Here is a 16234-nt window from a genome sequence, read left to right as displayed (position 1 = left end):
CCAGGTAGATGCCGATGAAGAAAATCGCGAGCACGGTGGCCACGATCCAGCGGATCCAATCAATGCCGGGCGTGTCGGTTGGGTAGCTGAAGAGCTGGAGGATCAGGTTACCGACCACCACGCCGGCCACACCGAGGCCGACAGTTGCCAGCACGGAGATCGGGGCGTCCTTTCGGATGAAGCGGGCGAGGAAGCCGATCACAGCTCCGAAGATAATCGTTCCGATGATGTTGACCATGGGTGGACTCCTTTCAGGTCAGCGCCGCCCGGATCGGGCAACGCACACACTCATCTTACGCCCCGGTAGCTACTTATTCACATTTGCACCGTGCGAAATGGAGATGAGTCGCACCTGCATCGCCTTCACTTCGGCATACACGGCAGCCCCCTCCTCCAGCCCGAGCTCGGCGGCTGCGGCCGCGGTGATGGTTGCGTGGATCGGCGTCGCAGAGCCGATATCCAGCATCACGTTCACCCCCACGGCCCCGGTGCTCATCGACTGCACCCGGCCCTCGAACACGTTGCGCGGCGAACCGGGAGTTCGCTGGGTGCGAAGCGAGACGGAGGTGGGGTCGAAGACGGCGGCACCGGCGTCGCCGTCGGTCAGCCCGTCGGCCACGCCCTGGAAGGTCACGGCCCCGGATCGCAGGCCATCGCCGCCCATCTGCCCGAACTGCATGTTGACGCCCGCGAAGCTCGCCACGAACGCCGTGGCCGGCCGGCTGAGCGCCTCCTGCATCGGCGCGAGCGCCACGAGCTGCCCTCCCTCGAGCACGGCCACGCGGTCGGCAAGGGTGAGGGCGTCGACGATGTCGTGCGTGACGATCACCGTGGTAATGCCCGCCACCCGCCGCGCGATGATGGCGCGCAGCTGCGCGGTGGCGGTGGAGTCGAGCGCGGCGAAGGGCTCGTCCAGCAGGAGCAGCTGCGGGTCCACGGCGAGCAACCGGGCCAGTGCCACGCGCTGTGCCTGCCCTCCCGACAGCTCGCGCGGGTTACGCTCCGTCTGCCCGGCCATCCCGACGGCGGCCAGCTCGGCCCGCGCCCGCTCCCGCGCCTCGGCCTTGCCCACCCCGGCGCACCGTGGCCCGAAGGCTACGTTGTCGAGCACGGACATGTGCGGGAACAACGCCGGCGACTGGTCCAAGAACCCCACGGCGGCCGGTTTCTCCACCACCGACCCCGGGCTCGTGATATCTCCGGCCAGTAGCCGGATCCCCGTCGACTTCCCCGAGCCGTTCGGCCCGATGAGCGCGATCGTCTCGCCCGGCTCGGCCTCCAGCCGGTAGCGCACGTGCCTCTCGGGCACGTCCGCGTCCAGCACGAAGCCCACCGGCGCCTGTATCTTCCGCCCAGCCTCGGTGTCGTTCCCGACGCCGTCCTCCCGGCCCCCACCCGGGGCATCGGCGCGGGCCGCGGCACCGGCGTCGTTGGCAAAGCGGCGAGAGCTGCGGGCCTCGATGGCGGTGGTGAGCGCGGTGACGAGCAACGCGATCAGGATGAGGAGGAGGGCGAGGGCGAGGGCGGAGTCGGGGTCTTGTTCGCGCTGGAGGTAGACCTCGAGGGGGAGCGTGCGTGTGGTGCCCTGGAGTGAGCCGGCGAAGGTGATGGTGGCGCCGAATTCGCCGAGCGAGCGGGCGAACGCAAGGGCCGCGCCCGAGATGATCGACGGGCCGAGCACCGGCACCGTGATGCGGCTGAACTGCACCCACCGGCTGGCGCCCAGGCCCGCGGCGGCGTGCTCGAGGTCGGAGCCGGCGGCGCGCGCGGCGCTCTCCACAGTGGTGACGAGGAAGGGCAAAGACACGAAGACCTGGGCCAAGATCACGGCCGTGGTGGTGAACGGGATCTGGATGCCCGCCACGTTCAGCGCCGGGCCGAACAGCCCGCGCCGGCCGAATGTGGTGAGCAAGGCCAGGCCGGCCACCACCGGCGGCATCACCAACGGCACGAGGACGAACGTGCGCAGCGGGGTGAGCCACGCCGGGCGCCGGGGCGCCTCAGCGGCGCGCGCGAACATGAGCGCGAGCGGCGTTCCCACCACCAGGCAAATCGCCATGGAAAGAAGGCACGTGCGCAGTGAGAGCCACAGCGCGTCTGTGGACGCGGCGGAGGTGAGGATCGGCCCCAGCTCCGCCCACGGCACCCGCGAGGCCATGCCCACCAACGGCAGGATAAGCATGGCTAGCGCAATCGTGGCCGGCAGCCAAAAGCCCCGCGGGATGCCGCGCATTACTTGGTTTCGCCCGCGCCCGTGCCGAACCCGTACTCCGCGAGGATGGCCTGACCCTTCTCCGACATGACGGCGTCAAGGAAGGCCTTCGCGGCGTCGGGATTCGGGGCGTCGGTGAGGGTGGCGATCATGTAGGAGGTGCCGACGTCAGTGATGCCGGGGACATCGACGATCTCCACCTTGTCCGCCACCAGCATCGCGTCGGTGACGTAGACGAGGCCCGCGTCGGCCTCGTCGGTCTCCACCTTCGTGCGCACGTCCGTCACCGACTGCTCCTCCGAGACCGGCGTAAGCGTGAGCCCGAGGTGCTCGGCAAGCTGCGTGGTGGCCGCCCCGCACGGCACCTGCGGCGCACACACCACCAACTTCGCCGCGTTGGCCGAGGCCAAGTCCGTGACGCCGGCCGGGTTGCCCGCGGGCACGATGAGGCGCAGCGTGTTCTTGGTGAACTCGGCGGGGGAGACGGCGAGGTCGCCCACCTTGTCCATGTTGCCCACGTTCGCGGAGGCAAAGACGTCCGCCGGGGCGCCGGCCAGGATCTTCTCCGCCAGCGAGGAGGAGCCCTCGAAGGAGAACGTGACGTTGACGCCCGGGTTATCCGGGCCGAAGACCTCCTCGGCGATCTGCGGGAACGCCGTGTTGAGAGAGGCTGCGGCGAAGACGATGAGCTCGGAGCTGGCGGGGCTGCTGGCACCCGAGCCGCCCGGGCTGCCAGGGCCGGAGCCGGCGTCGTTACCGGCGCCCTGGGAGCAGGCGACGAGGAGGAGGGTAACCGCGGCGACCGCGGCGATCTTCTTGAACATGTGTGTCCTTGGGTCGCAGGCTTCGTTAAGCAAGACGTTCCTAAACATTCTTGAGCGAACGTTTACTTAATTTATAATGAGCCTATGAGTATTTCAGCTGCCGTTATCACGATCTCAGATCGAAGCGCCGCCGGCAAGCGGGAGGACATCTCCGGCCCCACCGCCGTGCGCTATCTCGAAGAGGCCGGCGTTAAGGTCGTCACCGCCACCGTGGTTCACGACGATGTCCGCGCCATCGCCGAAGCCGTCCAGACCGCGGCGTACGACGAGGTCGACGTCGTGATCACAACCGGCGGCACCGGCATCTCGCCCCAGGACTACACGGCCCGCGCGATGGACCCGCTCCTGCGCTTCGACATCCCCGGCATCCCGGAGGCGATCCGCTACCACGGGATCAAGAAGGGCTCGCCGTCGGCAGTCCTGTCCCGCTCGCGCGCGGGCGTCATGGTGCTCGGGCGCAACCGCACCCTGGTGGTCAACCTGCCCGGTTCGGTGGGCGGAGTGACGGACGGGATGGAAGTGATCATCCCGATCCTGCCCCACGCCGTGGACCAGATGCGCGGCGCCGACCACTGATCGCCCGCGGATGTTGGCCACCGTGGCCGGGCTGAGCGATTTAAAAATACTGGACGATTCCGGGGCGATCTTTCTATATGAGGAGATCGCCCCGGAATCGTCCAAAATATTTCAATCCACCCTGGTGTCGAGGCCGGTTTTGGTGCCGAGGCCGGCCCCAACCTATTGGGGCGAAACCTGCCGGCGCCGATAATTTGCCGGCGGGCGCTTGTTTTTCTGCCTGCCCCAACCCTATTCACACCAGTCACAATTGCCCCAATTGTCACCGCCCAGATTGGGGTGTGACGGAGAGGTGGTCCCTTCGCGGGACGATTTCGGCCGTATCTTCGTATATACGAAGATGAAGCTCAAATCGTCCCGCGAACGGCGTCCGGCGAGGATTGCCGGGTGGAAGTCCGGTGCCGACCACTGATCGCCGTAACTAACTGGTGAATCTGGGCTTGAAAAGGCCGGTTGTGCGCACGAAACCGCTCAGACTCACCAGTTAGCAACGTTCCTATAATTGAATGACCTGGAGGAGGTCCCCTGGCCGGACCTCCTCTTTGTCTGCCGGCACCACGGCCAGCACCTCGGCGTGGTGCAACGCGGCCACCAGGTGCGAGCCCGAGCCCCGTTCGTGCACGGGCACCACAACGTCCGGGTCGCCCGGAACCACGCGCGCGGGCAGGTACTGGCGCCGACCGGCGGGGGTGGTCCAGCCAGCGCCGGCCGGTAGCATCCGGGCGGGGTGCTCGGCGTGACCAAGGAGGCGGGCGAGGTAGGGCCGCACGAACAGGGCGAAGGACACCGCCACGGAGACGGGGTTGCCGGGCAGGCAGATGACGGGCACGCCACCCGGGCTGCGCCCGTGGCCCTGCGGCTTACCGGGCTGCATCGCCACTTTCTCGAAGGTCCAGCCGTGGGCGAGGCCGTATTCCTTGACGGGGTCGAACGCGCCCATGGACACGCCGCCGGAGGTGACGATGAGGTCGACGTCGGTGGGCAGTGCCGCGCCGAAGGCTTCGGCCGTGTCCGCCACCGTGAGGACCTCCGTGGGCTCCCCGCTCGCCTCGCGCACGAGCATCGCCAGCAGCGTGGAGTTGGAGTCGGGGATCATGCCCGGCCCGAGCGGCTCGCCCGGGCGCGCCAGTTCCGATCCGGTGGCGACGACGCCGACGCGAGGCCTGCGCACCACCCCCACCTGCCCGTAGCCGATCGCAGCGAGTGCGGACAGCGAGCGGGCGCCGAGAATCGTGCCCGCCGGGATGGCAGGAGAGCCGGCGGTGAGGTCCTCGCCGGCGCAGCGGATGTTGAGGCCCGGTCGCGGGGCGGCCGTGATCCGCACGGTTGCCGGGAGTTCGGAGGCACCCGCGGGGGCATCGGTGTCCTCGACCTTGACCACGGTGTCGGCCCACGGCGGCACGGGTGCGCCGGTCATGATGCGGGCGGCGGACGGACGTGCGCCTGCCGCCCCGGCTCCACCCAGTTCGGCCGGGCCCAGCTCATCGCCCACAGTCCCCGCCGCGATCTCCGACACCACCGCGAACTCCCAGGGCCCCTCGCCCGCAAAATCCCCCACCCGCACGGCGAAACCGTCCATCGCGGAGTTGTCGAAGGGCGGGACGGAGAGCAGGGCGTCGGCGTCGTCGGCGAGGGTGCGCCCCAGCGCATCGGCCAGGCGCACGCTCTCGGACGCCAGCCGCTGCGGGCGGAAGGCGGAGAGGAGGGACGCGAGGTACGCCTCGGGTGTCGTGAGCGCGCCCATCAGGCCTCCACGGAACGGTCGGATTCGAATCCGGGCCGCTCCCACGTGCCCGAACGCCCGCCGGACTTGGCGGTAATCAACAGGTCGGTGATGGCGGCGGAGCGGTCCACGCCCTTGACCATGTCCACCACCGCGAGCGCCGCCACCGACGTCGCGGTCAGCGCCTCCATCTCCACGCCGGTGCGGTCGGCGGTGCGGACGGTGGTGCGGATGAGCACGTGGTCGACCTCGAGCGTGAGGTCCACCTGCGCGCCGTGCACGCCGATCGTGTGGGCAAGGGGGAGGAGGTCGGGCACGCGCTTGGCGGCCGCGATCCCGGCCACGCGGGCCACGGCCAGCACGTCGCCCTTGGGCACGGTGCCGTCCCGGAGCGCGGCCATGACCTCGGCCGAGCACGTGACCTTCGCCTGCGCGCTCGCCGCGCGAACGGTCGGCTGCTTGCCCGTCACGTCGACCATGCGGGCCTCTCCGGCGGAATTGAGGTGGGTGAGCTTCATGAATGTCCTTTCTGGGCGGGCCTCGGTGGGCGCGCCACCACCACACCATGCTAGTGTTTGCGGGTCGCAACAATAGGGAGGACGCACATGGACCGCATCGGCCTCACCGGCGTGCAAGACACCCCACTTGACACCGCCGCCATCGCCGACTCAATCCGCAACGATGCCGCCGGCGCACTCGTGGTCTTCGAAGGGATCGTGCGCAATCACGACGCCGGCCGCGGGGTGACCGGCATCGAGTACAGTTGCCACCCGAGCGCGGCTGAGGTGGTGGCCGACGTCGCCGCCGAGGTGGCCGAGCGGCACCCGGAGTGCCGGGTGGCCGTGGTGCACCGGGTGGGCGAGCTCGCCATCGGGGAGCTCGCGATGGTTGCGGTGGTGGCTAGCCCGCACCGCAGCGCCTCGTTCGCAGCGATCTCAGACGTGGTGGACACGATCAAGGACAAGCTGCCCGTGTGGAAGCGCCAGCTCTTCACCGACGGCACCGACGAGTGGGTGGGCTCGGCGTAGTCGGGAACCCCGGCGCAACTCGTGAACCTGAGACCTGCCAGGCCCATATAGAACCGGTAGCCGGTATATTCACGTGTTCTGTCGAGCGCCCCGTTCGGACGGGCTGCTTAGCCGCCGATTTCTGACATGTAGCGCTCGGGCTGGATGAAACCCGGGTCGTCGATCCCGTGGCCGGGCTTCTTCTCCCACATGGCGTCGGCCCACAGCCGGGCGAGTTTGGAGTCGTCGGCGCCGGAGCGCATCGGGCCGCGCAGGTCGGTCTCGGTGCGGGAGAAGAGGCAGTTGCGGATCTGGCCGTCGGCAGTGAGGCGCGTGCGGTCGCAATCCGCGCAGAACGGCTTCGTCACCGACGCAATCACGCCCACGCTCCCACCCGGGTGATCCGCTCCCGGGGCCACATTCCACAGCTTCGCGGGCGCCGACGGGTCGGCGGTCTCGGCCGGCGTTAGCTCGAACTCCTCGCCCAGGTAGTCGAGGATCTCGTCCTGCGGCACCATATTCGCCCGCGACCACGTCTCACGCGGCCCAAGCGGCATGTGCTCAATAATGCGCAACTGGGCCCCGACGCGCAGAGAGTAGCGCAGCAAGTCGCGCAGACCGGCGTCGTTGACATCCCGTATCGCCACCGCGTTGATTTTCACGGGCGTGAGCCCCGCGTCGAAAGCGGCCTGGATCCCGGCGAACACGGAGGCCAGGCGGTCACGGTGGGAAATGTGCCGGTAGACATCCGGGTCCACCGAATCCATCGACACATTCACCCGGTCCAGCCCCGCCTCCGCAAGCGCCGCGGCCCGCTTGCCCAAGCCGAGCGCGTTCGTGGTGAGGGACAGGCCAGGCCGCGCGCCCGACGTCGTGCGCAAACTCGCGCCAAACGCCACCAAGTCCTCGAGGGACCTGCGCAGAAGCGCCTCGCCGCCCGTAAAGCGGATCTCCTCAATGCCAAGCATCTCCACACCGATCCGCATGAGGCGCATGACCTCGGCGTCGGTCAGCGTCTGCTCCGTGGGTAACCAGTCCAAGCCCTCGGGTGGCATGCAATACGAACAGCGAAGGTTACAGCGGTCCGTGAGCGAAATGCGCAAATCACGCGCCACGCGACCCCACTGGTCACGTAACTGTAGTGTTTCGGCAGTGGCCTCACTCATGAACATCCTCGCCTCGGTGTCTTACTGAACAGCCACGTTACGGGGTGGGACCGAATTGTTCAACACCAAGCTGTGCGAAAACGTGCACGGGCAAAACCGCAGGTGAGAAGGTGTGTGGGGCGGATCGGGGTCGGGAAGAAAAAACCAGACTTAGGGCGTAGATAGACAAGGAAAGCGCCGGGCTCGAGGAGGGCGTGTTCGCCTAGCCGGCGTAGGTGACGGTGTCGCCGTCATCGAACGCCAACGTGATCGAGGGTGCCGTAAGGTCGATCGTCACCGTGAGCGAGCCCTCGCCGAGGTTGCCGGGGCAGCCGGCGTTGCCTGGGCGCGAGGTGACGCGGTAGGAGAGGCGCTCGTTGGCTTTGTCCAGGACCTCGACGCGCGCGTCGACCAGCCACGGGTGCCGGCGCCGCGCGGCCACCAGCTCCTGGTAGTGCCGGTACATCCACCAACCGAACTCGCTCAGCTCCTCCGGGGAGGCCGGCAGGGGTGGGCGGATCTGATCGTCGGAGGAGGCGCCCTCGCCTTTCATCCCACGGAACGCCTGCTCATCGCCCTGGTAGATCGATGGGATGCCCGGCAGCGAAAAGAGGATCGCGGCAGCAATGGCGGCGCCGTCGTCGTCGAGGGTGGAGGCGATGCGGTCGACGTCGTGATTGCCCACAAAAATCTGCAGGCGGTGGTCAGCCGAGAAGGCGTCGTGGCGCTCGAGCGCGTGGGCGAGCTCCCACAGATTGCGGTCCTTGAGCGACGACCAGATGCCCTTCCACAGCTCGTACTGCGTGGCGGAGTCGAGGTGGCCGGCGTCGATGAGGCGCAGGTAGTCGCCGTGGATGATCTCGCCCACGAAGACAGCGTGCGGGAAGCGGGCGCGGACGCGGTCCGTGACGCGGGCCCAGAAGTCGGTGGGAACCGAGTAGGCGACGTCGAGACGCCAGCCCGCAATCCCGCGCTCGAGCCAGAACTCCATGGCTTCCACGACCAGGTCCTCGGTGGCGGGGTTGGCGTGGTCGAGCTCGGCCAAGTCCAGGTGGCCTTCCCAATGCTGGGGGTAGCCGTCGTCGGCGACGATAACCGGGGAGGGCTGGCCGTCCAGGGCCGCGAGCGTGAGCGGGTGGCGCACGCCCACGTGGTTGAACACGCCGTCGAGGATGATGTGCAAGCCGCGGGCGCGGCATTCGGCCACCAACCAGTCGAAATCCTCGTTCGAGCCCAGGCGCGGGTCAATGCGCAGGTGGTTCGTGGTGTCGTAGCCGTGCGTGGTCGACTCAAACAGCGGGCCGAACAGGATGCCATTGCAACCCAACTGCGCGACGTAATCCAGCCAGGGGCCGAGCTTGCGCAGCCGGTGCTCCTCGCCCGTGTCCCGCCAATCCTCGCGGATCGGGGCGCCCAGGGCGCCAAGCGGATAGACCTGCCACCAGATCGCGTGTTCCAGCACGTTTGCTCCTTTGTTTGGTCCCTCAAGGCTACCGCGTGGGGGGTGGGTGCGGGGGCGGTTTGGATAGAGGCCCGGGCGTGGTGGCCGACAGAAGTCGTGAATATACCGGCTGGCGATTGCTATGGGGCCTGGTGGGTCTGAGGTCCACGAGTTGTGTCGGGGGTGGCGGGTACCGGGCGGGTATCGGGGACCGCGCCGGCGCCGGTGGTCGGGGTCGCCGGCACTGCTGGTGGAGGCCGGGGACTCCTGGGCGGGCATGAAAAACGGGTGAACCCTCACGGTTCACCCGAATTCTGGTCGGGGTGGCGGGATTTGAACCCACGGCCTCTTCGTCCCGAACGAAGCGCGCTACCAAGCTGCGCCACACCCCGATGTCTTGCGACTCAATAAATAGTAGCCGCTACACCCCCGAATTCGAAATCGCTCACGGCAGTGCGCGCGAATTCACACCCGCAGGCTGGGCGGCCACCGGCACGACGTCCAACAAGATCGCCTCCGGCGGGCAGAACGTGCGTAGCGGCATGTAGGTGGCCGACCCAATCCCGGCCGACACCTGCACCCACGCCCCGCCAGCCTTCTCCTTCGCGATCGCAGCGCCGTCGCCCTTGATCGGCTCCTCGGAGTCGGGGAAGCGGGGCCAGTCGAACAGGCCGGAGGCGAGCGACGGGTCGAGGTCACAGTTCGACACCAGCGCCCGATGCGGCGGCAGACACACCTGCCCGCCATGCGTGTGACCTGCGAAAATGAGCGAACACCCGTCCGCGACCATCTGATTGAGCACCCGCTGATAGGGCGCGTGCGCCACGCCGATCCGCATCCGGGGTTGTTCGCCCACGACGGCATCGCCTAGCTTCCCGACGCTGTCCCCCGGGTTGGTGGCTGGCTTTCCAGAGTTGCCCGTCGGCGAGGCCGGGCGGGTTTTGCCGGCTGAGATGGCTGTGCCGGCTGCGCCGGCGGACCTGGCAGTGCCCGCAAAATCTCCAGCGGCGGGCCCATCGACGGGATCTGGGAAGCGGTCGAGGTGCATGTGCGGGTCGTCCACGCCCACGAATTCGAGATCCCACCCGGCCACTGACATCTGGGCGCGCGCGTTCGTCAGGTCCGCCCACCCGCGCGCCTTGAACTCGGCGCGCATGTCCCGCCACGGCAGGGGTCGGCGATCGGGCTGGCCCTTCTTCGCCCCGCGGTTGGACGGCCCGCCCAGGTAGGCGAGCGGATTCTTGAACGTGGGCGCCACGTAGTCGTTCGAACCGAACACGAACACGCCGGGCACCTCCAGCAACTCGTCGAGCGCGGCGAGGACCGGGGCGACGGCGTCGGGTTCGGCGATCATGTCGCCCGTCAGCACCACCAGGTCCGGTGAGGTCTCCGCGAGGTCGCGGATGAAGCGCAGGCGCTTGGTGTGCCGAGCGAGGGTGTGGGCGTCAGAGATGTGCAAGATGCGCAGCGGACGCGCCTGCCCGGGGATCAACAGCGAACGACGCCGCAACACGTAGCTGTGCGAATGCACCAGCCCATAGACGCCGGCACCCAGGCCAGCCGCTATTAGCCCGCCGCCACCTGCCAGCACGGCATGAGAAGTTCGCATGTATGCCTCCTAGTCGGGCGGGCGGCCCACCGGGCCGCCCGCCATCACGTCCACCGCGTTGAAATTAGTTTCCGCCTGAAATCCAGATCTCGATCCGGCTACCCGGCGTCGCCTCCTGCCCAGGGGCAGGACTCTGCCGAAGGACGGTCCCCGCGGGCTGGCTCGAGGATTCGGTTCGAGTCACGTACCCGTATCCGGCGGCAAGCGTCGCGGATTGCGCGGCTTCCTGAGTCATCCCCAGCAACGACGGGGCGGGGTTGGCCACCGTGTCACCAGCCGGCTCCGTGGTCTCCTTTGCCGCTTCCTTTGTCTCTTCCTTTTCTTCCGACTCCTCGAGCTTCGTGCGCGGCACGCGGATCGTGGTCGGATCGGCGGTGGGCTTGGCGAACTGTTGGATAGGTTCGCTGGCGAGCGCGGCGTCCATGTAGCTCTTGAACGTCATCGCCGGGTACAGGCCGCCGTAGACCTCGCGGTGGTAGACCCCGTTGATCACCGAGTGGAACATTGAGATGTAGCCTTCGTGGTGACCCTGCCACACGGCGGAGGCGAGCTGAGGGGTGTAGCCGACGAACCAGGCATGGTAGTCCTCGTTCGCAGTACCGGTCTTGCCGGCGGCCGGGCGCCCGCCCGCCAGCTGGGCGCGCTCACCCGTGGCATCGCTCTTGACCACCTGGGCCAGCGTGGAGGTGGTCCGCCGCGCGAGCTCCTTGTCAATGACCTGGCGGCACTGCGGCTGCCGGTCCGACAGCACGTTGCCGTTCGAATCCTCAATGAGCGTGTAGGACTGCGGTTCGCACCGGTTGCCGTCAGCGGCCAGGGTAGCCATGGCCACCGCCATCGACAGCGGGGTGACCGGGTTCGAGCCGATAATCGCAGCCGGGTTCGGCATGAGCGGCAGGGGCTCGCCCAGCTCGTAGGGCAGACTGAGGTTGGCAATCTGCGCCGTCTCCGCGTCCCCATCCATGGCCACGCGTCCGCGCTCCACGCCCAGGTTGCTGGCCATGTCCATGATGTTGCACAGGTCGAGCTGGTTGGCCATCTGCCCGTAGGCCGGGTTGACCGATTGCTTGGTGGCCGTCAGCACGCTCATCATGCCCGTGCCGACGCCGTCAAGCGTGCCGGGCCCCCACGCCTCGCCGGGCCGCGCGCCGGGCGCGCACCGGATCTTCCAGGAGTTAGGCGCGAACTTCTGCGGCGTGCCATTGACCCGCTCCAGCGTGCCGTGCCCCTCCTTCAGCCACTCGACGAGGGTGAAAATCTTGAACGTCGATCCGGCCTGGAATCCCGATCCGCCGCCCATGTTCATGCCCGCGTTGAGGTTGAGCGTCATGTCATCCGGCGATTCGGGGGTGGGGTTGCCAAAGTTCGTGTTCTGCGCCATCGCGCGGATGTGGCCGGTTCCAGGCTCCACCGACGACAGCGCCATGTTGATGGACGATTCGTCACCCACCGGCACCGAGCCCACCACCGCGTCATACGCGGCCTGCTGTTCAGCCGGATTGATCGTGGTGTGAATGACGATGCCACCACGGTAGAGGGCCGCGATGCGCTCCTCGCGTGTCTCGCCTAGCGCCGGATCGTTCAGCACGTCCTTCACCACATACTCGCAGAAGTAGGCCGAAATTCCGGCCTCCGCGCACCCGTTGGGCACCGAGGTGACGTTCAGCATTTCCTCCACCGGCACGGCTACCGCGGCCTCAAAGTCCTCACGCGAAATCATGTCGAGCTTGTACATCTGGCCCAGCACCACGTCCCGACGCTTCTTCGCCTCCTCCGGGTTCGTGACCGGATTCCACTTGCCGGGCGCCTGCGTGATGCCGGCGATCATCGCGGCCTGCGGCAGCGACACGTCCTTCGCCGAGATGCCGTAGAAGTAGCGCGAGGCCGCCTCCACGCCCCACTGCGACGGGCCGAACTGGGCCAGATTGAGGTAGCCCGTGAGGATCTCATCCTTCGTCAGCTTATTCTCCACCGCGATCGCGTAGCGCGCCTCGTTCAGCTTGCGGGAAATCGAACGCTCGGTGGCCGACGCAATGAGCGTGGAATCGCCGAGGATTCGCCCCTCTTCGATGATCGCGTTCTTCACGTACTGCTGTGTGATCGTGGATCCGCCCGCGAGCCGCCCGCCCGTGAAGTTATTGAACGCCGCGCCGATGAGACCCTGGGCGTCAATGCCGTTGTGCGTGTAGAAGCGCTCGTCCTCAATCGCGACCACCGCCTGCTTAATCAGCGGCGAAATCTGGTCGGATGCCACTACGATCCGGTTCTCCGCGTAGAACGTGGCCAGGTGCGAGCCGTCCGCCGCCAAGATAACGGACTGCTCGGACGGCTTGGTGAAGTCAATATCCGTGGGCAGGTCATCAAACACCCGAGTGCCCGCGTTAGCAACCGTGCCCGTGGTGGCCACTATAGGTAGCGCCGCGGCGGCAAGAATCCCACCGCCGACCCCGGTGAGCAAAAAGAAGCTGAGCAGGGCGACGATGATCTGTCGGATGGTCATCTTTCGGCCAGAACTACGCATGTTTCAACAATAGTGGTTGCCACCGACAAAGTTGCGTGAATTGGGGCATGCCAAGGGCGGATGTGGCCCGTTTATCTCCGGTGTTCTGCGCTCTGAACAGGGTGAACGCCGCGTCCGCGGACCGGCCGGATGTGATTTTATCGGAGCAGTTGGGTAACATGTTGGTGAGTGACCGCAGTCACGCCAGTTCGGGAGCAAGGGCGCTTTCGGTGAAGGGATAGGTAAATGACGCAGGTATATGAGGATCAGACGTGGGCAGTGCGCGCGATCTGCGCAAACACTGATCCGGATTCGCTCTTCGTGAGGGGCTCTGCGCAAGCCGACGCCCGTCAAATGTGCTTCTCCTGCCCGGTCCGCATCGAGTGCCTGGCCGACGCCCTCGATTCGCAGATGTCCTTCGGCGTCTGGGGCGGCATGACCGAACGCGAGCGCCGCGCCCTCGTCCGCCGCTTCCCCCACATCACCGACTGGTGGGATTACCTCACCGAATCCAACGACGCCGTCGCGATCGAGCTTCGCGCGGGTCGCATTCCGCGCCTCTCGCGGCGTCCGGCAGCGCGCTGACACCCCGCCCTGCCCGTAGCTCGGCCGGCAACAATAATTCGCGGGCCGGATCGAGCCACATCGGCGCATATGTGCAGATGTGGCTCACATCGTCCCGGAAGTATTCGATTGAGCTTGGTGCCCGGCCTACTTGGCGATGAAGGTGACTTCCACTTCCACCGGCGCATCTAGCGGCAACACCGCAACTCCCACGGCGGAGCGGGTGTGCGCGCCGCCGTCGCCGAAGATCTTGCCCAGCAGCTCGGAGGCGCCGTTGATGACGCCGGGCTGACCAAAGAAGCCCGGGTCGGAGGCAACGAAGCCGGTCACGTGCGACACACTCACCAGGTGATCCACCCCGCCGGCAGCGGACGCCGCCGCCGCGAGCGCGTTGAGCGCGCACTGTTTCGCCAGGTCGTAGGCCTGCTCGGCCGACACCGCCTGGCCTACCTTGCCCGTCACCAGCTCACCCTTGACGAAAGGGAGCTGGCCGGAGGTGCGCACCTCGTTGCCGACACGCCGAGCCGGGATGTAGGCCGCAACTGGGGCGGCGACGTCGGGAAGCTCCAGGCCGAGCTCAGCCAGCGCCTGCGCGATGCTCACTCGACCGGCCTCTTCATGTAGGCCACGGGGTTCGTGCCGTTCGGGCCGGGGATAACCGTGACAAGCTCGTAGCCGTCCTTCCCCCACGTATCAAGAATCTGCTTCGTGTTGTGCATCAAGAGCGGTACAGTGACGTATTCCCAAGTAGTCATGGCTCCAGCGTAATGAGACGGGCGGGCCCCGGCAAGGCATTCGATTGGGGGTGCTCTACCCGTTAAAGGCAATTGGACGATGTCGGGGCCATCTGCGTAAAGGAGCAGATAGCCCCGACATCGTCCAGCTAAGCGAAATGCCCGAGCCGCCGGGCGGCGACTAGTGGGCGCGGCGCTGCAGGCGCCCCACCTGGATGAGCAGCACGGCCCGGCCCTCGAGGCGGATCCAGCCGCGGGCCGTGAAGTCCGCCAGCGACTTATTCACCGTCTCGCGCGACGCCCCCACGAGGTGCGCCAGCTCCTCTTGGGTCAGATCGTGGGCCACGTAGATGCCCTCGGGCGTGCGTTCGCCAAAGCGCTCGGCCAGGTCAAGCAGGGCCTTGGCCACGCGTCCGGGCACGTCGGAGAACACGAGGTCGGCCATCTGGTCGTTCGTGTTGCGCAGGCGGGTGGCGAGCTCGCGCAACATGGCCTTGGCCATCTTCGGGTGCTCGTCAATGTAGTTCATCATGTCCTTGTGGGACAGGTAAAGGAACTTTGACGGCGCAATCACCGTGACCGTGGAGGACCGCGCGCCCAGATCAAACAGTGAGAGCTCGCCAATGATCTCGCCCGGGCCGAGGATCGCGATGAGGTTCTCACGCCCGTCGTCGGAGGTGTGGGACAGCTTCACCTTGCCTTCGACAATGACGTAGAGCCGATCGCCCGCGTCACCCTCGTGGAACAGGGACTCGCCACGCTTGAGGCTGGTCTCTGACATGAGGGCCATGAGGGAGTCGCGCTCGTCGTCGCCAAGCTCCTTGAAGAGTTCAACGTTGGCAAGGATGTTCGATTCCATCCGCTTACCTTTCTACTTAAGTTTACTGAGGTCTTCGTGACCATGCCGGTGGGCGGTTGGGGCCGCGCGGCGGGTCGGGCTTGTGTCCGAGGTCATACACACTACATCTTGCCATGCTAGCGCGCTATTCGCACGGTGTATACGGGGGTTTGTCGCGCTAATCTGGTCTTACGCCGCCGATGGAGGTTGACATGATGGAACCCGGCTCGCCCGAGCAGGTCACGGAAATCCTGGGGCGCCTTGCCGCCCTCTATCCCGACGCCGCCTGCGAACTTGACTTCACCACCCCCTTCGAGCTGCTGGTCGCCACGATTCTCTCGGCCCAGACCACCGACGTGCGGGTCAACCAGGTGACCCCCGAACTATTCGCCCGCTTCCCCGGCCCGGAGGCCCTGGCCGGCGCCAGTATCCCCGAGCTGGAGGAGATCCTGCGCCCGCTCGGCTTCTTTCGGGCCAAGGCCAAGTCGCTTTCGCGCCTGGGCGGGGCGTTGCTCGAGGCCCACGACGGCGTCGTGCCCGGAACGCTAGAAGAACTGGTGAGGTTGCCGGGGGTGGGGCGGAAGACGGCGAACGTGGTGCTCGGCAACGCCTTCGGCGTGCCCGGGATTACGGTGGACACGCACGTGGGCCGGCTGACCCGGCGATGGGGGTGGACGCAGCAGACCGACGCCGTCAAAGCCGAGCGCGAGCTGATGGAGATCATGCCGCGCGAGGACTGGACCATGGATTGCCACCGCATCATCTTCCACGGGCGGCGGGTGTGCCACGCCCGCCGCCCGGAGTGTGGGGCGTGTGCGCTGGCGGACATCTGCCCGTCGGCAGAATAGGGCCCAGCCGCCGGGTCGGTAGAGTAGCCGGGCAAACGTCAGGACTCTGAGAGTTTTCGTCGGCAAAAGAGGCCGTTTTGGCCTCAGGGTCCTGACAATTGACGGGGCGCCGCCGGGCCAATCGGGCAAAACGGAACAACCGCCCCTGGCTAAGCCGAGCAATTCTTGACAAATCGGACATTGTGGCGCGCCGGTGCGCCGATCCCACCCGGA

Annotated in this window: 16 protein-coding genes and 1 tRNA gene; 4 read left to right on the top strand and 13 right to left on the bottom strand. The window is 67.1% G+C overall.

Annotated features, from left to right (window positions below; all coding sequences use genetic code 11):
* The 3 genes from HMPREF3174_RS06410 to modA all read right to left on the bottom strand — a co-directional run.
* The coding region (locus HMPREF3174_RS06410) for a GlsB/YeaQ/YmgE family stress response membrane protein (RefSeq protein ID WP_070448255.1) at positions 1-238 on the bottom strand (238 nt) is incomplete at its 3' end.
* Positions 239-307: 69 nt separating this feature from the next.
* The gene (locus HMPREF3174_RS06405; protein WP_168160570.1) at positions 308-2182 is read right to left on the bottom strand and encodes an ABC transporter permease; all 1875 of its coding nucleotides are present in this window, start codon (positions 2180-2182) and stop codon (positions 308-310) included.
* A 50-nt stretch (positions 2183-2232) separates the two neighbouring features.
* Positions 2233-3036, bottom strand: a complete 804-nt coding sequence (modA, locus tag HMPREF3174_RS06400) for a molybdate ABC transporter substrate-binding protein (protein ID WP_062613010.1) — start codon at positions 3034-3036, stop codon at positions 2233-2235.
* An 84-nt stretch (positions 3037-3120) separates the two neighbouring features.
* Here modA and HMPREF3174_RS06395 point away from each other — a divergent pair, with 84 nt between their 5' ends.
* Complete coding sequence (locus tag HMPREF3174_RS06395; protein WP_068539044.1) at positions 3121-3612, top strand: MogA/MoaB family molybdenum cofactor biosynthesis protein; 492 nt, start codon at positions 3121-3123, stop codon at positions 3610-3612.
* Between the two features lie 496 nt (positions 3613-4108).
* Here the strand turns inward: HMPREF3174_RS06395 and glp are convergent, their stop codons facing one another.
* Together glp and moaC are read right to left on the bottom strand one after the other, a co-directional pair.
* Entirely contained in the window at positions 4109-5356 is a 1248-nt protein-coding gene (gene glp / locus HMPREF3174_RS06390) for a molybdopterin molybdotransferase MoeA (protein ID WP_070448254.1), read from the bottom strand.
* Positions 5356-5853 (bottom strand): cyclic pyranopterin monophosphate synthase MoaC, encoded by a 498-nt coding sequence (moaC, locus tag HMPREF3174_RS06385; RefSeq protein ID WP_062613015.1) that lies wholly within the window; start codon positions 5851-5853, stop codon positions 5356-5358. The genes glp and moaC overlap by 1 nt, the downstream gene beginning before the upstream one ends.
* Positions 5854-5940: 87 nt before the next feature.
* Here moaC and HMPREF3174_RS06380 point away from each other — a divergent pair, with 87 nt between their 5' ends.
* The gene (locus HMPREF3174_RS06380) at positions 5941-6363 is read left to right on the top strand and encodes a molybdenum cofactor biosynthesis protein MoaE (protein WP_062613017.1); all 423 of its coding nucleotides are present in this window, start codon (positions 5941-5943) and stop codon (positions 6361-6363) included.
* 107 nt (positions 6364-6470) lie between these two features.
* Here the strand turns inward: HMPREF3174_RS06380 and moaA are convergent, their stop codons facing one another.
* From moaA to HMPREF3174_RS06355, 5 genes are all read right to left on the bottom strand, one after another.
* Positions 6471-7508, bottom strand: a complete 1038-nt coding sequence (moaA, locus tag HMPREF3174_RS06375) for a GTP 3',8-cyclase MoaA (protein ID WP_246783075.1) — start codon at positions 7506-7508, stop codon at positions 6471-6473.
* Between the two features lie 202 nt (positions 7509-7710).
* Positions 7711-8949 carry an alpha-amylase family glycosyl hydrolase gene (locus tag HMPREF3174_RS06370; RefSeq protein ID WP_062613019.1) on the bottom strand — a complete coding sequence of 413 codons (1239 nt, stop codon included), beginning with the start codon at positions 8947-8949 and terminating at the stop codon, positions 7711-7713.
* Positions 8950-9243: 294 nt separating this feature from the next.
* Positions 9244-9320, bottom strand: a tRNA-Pro gene (locus tag HMPREF3174_RS06365).
* A gap of 53 nt (positions 9321-9373) precedes the next feature.
* On the bottom strand, positions 9374-10537 hold the full coding sequence (locus HMPREF3174_RS06360; RefSeq protein WP_083297703.1) for a metallophosphoesterase: 1164 nt from the start codon (positions 10535-10537) through the stop codon (positions 9374-9376).
* Between the two features lie 64 nt (positions 10538-10601).
* Complete coding sequence (locus HMPREF3174_RS06355) at positions 10602-13058, bottom strand: penicillin-binding protein (protein WP_070448251.1); 2457 nt, start codon at positions 13056-13058, stop codon at positions 10602-10604.
* A gap of 225 nt (positions 13059-13283) precedes the next feature.
* Between HMPREF3174_RS06355 and HMPREF3174_RS06350 the strand changes: the two genes are divergently transcribed.
* Complete coding sequence (locus HMPREF3174_RS06350; RefSeq protein ID WP_062613026.1) at positions 13284-13622, top strand: WhiB family transcriptional regulator; 339 nt, start codon at positions 13284-13286, stop codon at positions 13620-13622.
* A gap of 126 nt (positions 13623-13748) precedes the next feature.
* On the opposite strand, the gene HMPREF3174_RS06345 is transcribed toward HMPREF3174_RS06350, so the two are convergent.
* The 3 genes from HMPREF3174_RS06345 to HMPREF3174_RS06340 form a co-directional block, all read right to left on the bottom strand.
* The gene (locus HMPREF3174_RS06345) at positions 13749-14204 is read right to left on the bottom strand and encodes a RidA family protein (RefSeq protein WP_062613028.1); all 456 of its coding nucleotides are present in this window, start codon (positions 14202-14204) and stop codon (positions 13749-13751) included.
* Positions 14201-14356, bottom strand: a complete 156-nt coding sequence (locus HMPREF3174_RS09415) for a Sp36 family protein (protein ID WP_162839027.1) — start codon at positions 14354-14356, stop codon at positions 14201-14203. The genes HMPREF3174_RS06345 and HMPREF3174_RS09415 overlap by 4 nt, the downstream gene beginning before the upstream one ends.
* 160 nt (positions 14357-14516) lie before the next feature.
* Complete coding sequence (locus tag HMPREF3174_RS06340) at positions 14517-15194, bottom strand: Crp/Fnr family transcriptional regulator (protein WP_062613030.1); 678 nt, start codon at positions 15192-15194, stop codon at positions 14517-14519.
* A gap of 191 nt (positions 15195-15385) precedes the next feature.
* Here HMPREF3174_RS06340 and nth point away from each other — a divergent pair, with 191 nt between their 5' ends.
* Positions 15386-16021: an endonuclease III gene (gene nth, locus HMPREF3174_RS06335; RefSeq protein ID WP_210382938.1), complete on the top strand. Its 636-nt coding sequence runs from the start codon at positions 15386-15388 to the stop codon at positions 16019-16021.
* Positions 16022-16234: the final 213 nt, after the last annotated feature.

This window comes from Trueperella sp. HMSC08H06 (assembly GCF_001808465.1).
Lineage (GTDB): Bacteria > Actinomycetota > Actinomycetes > Actinomycetales > Actinomycetaceae > Trueperella > Trueperella bernardiae.
The sequence above is the reverse complement of the archived record's forward strand: the minus strand, read 5'-3'. Positions and strand labels throughout refer to the sequence as shown.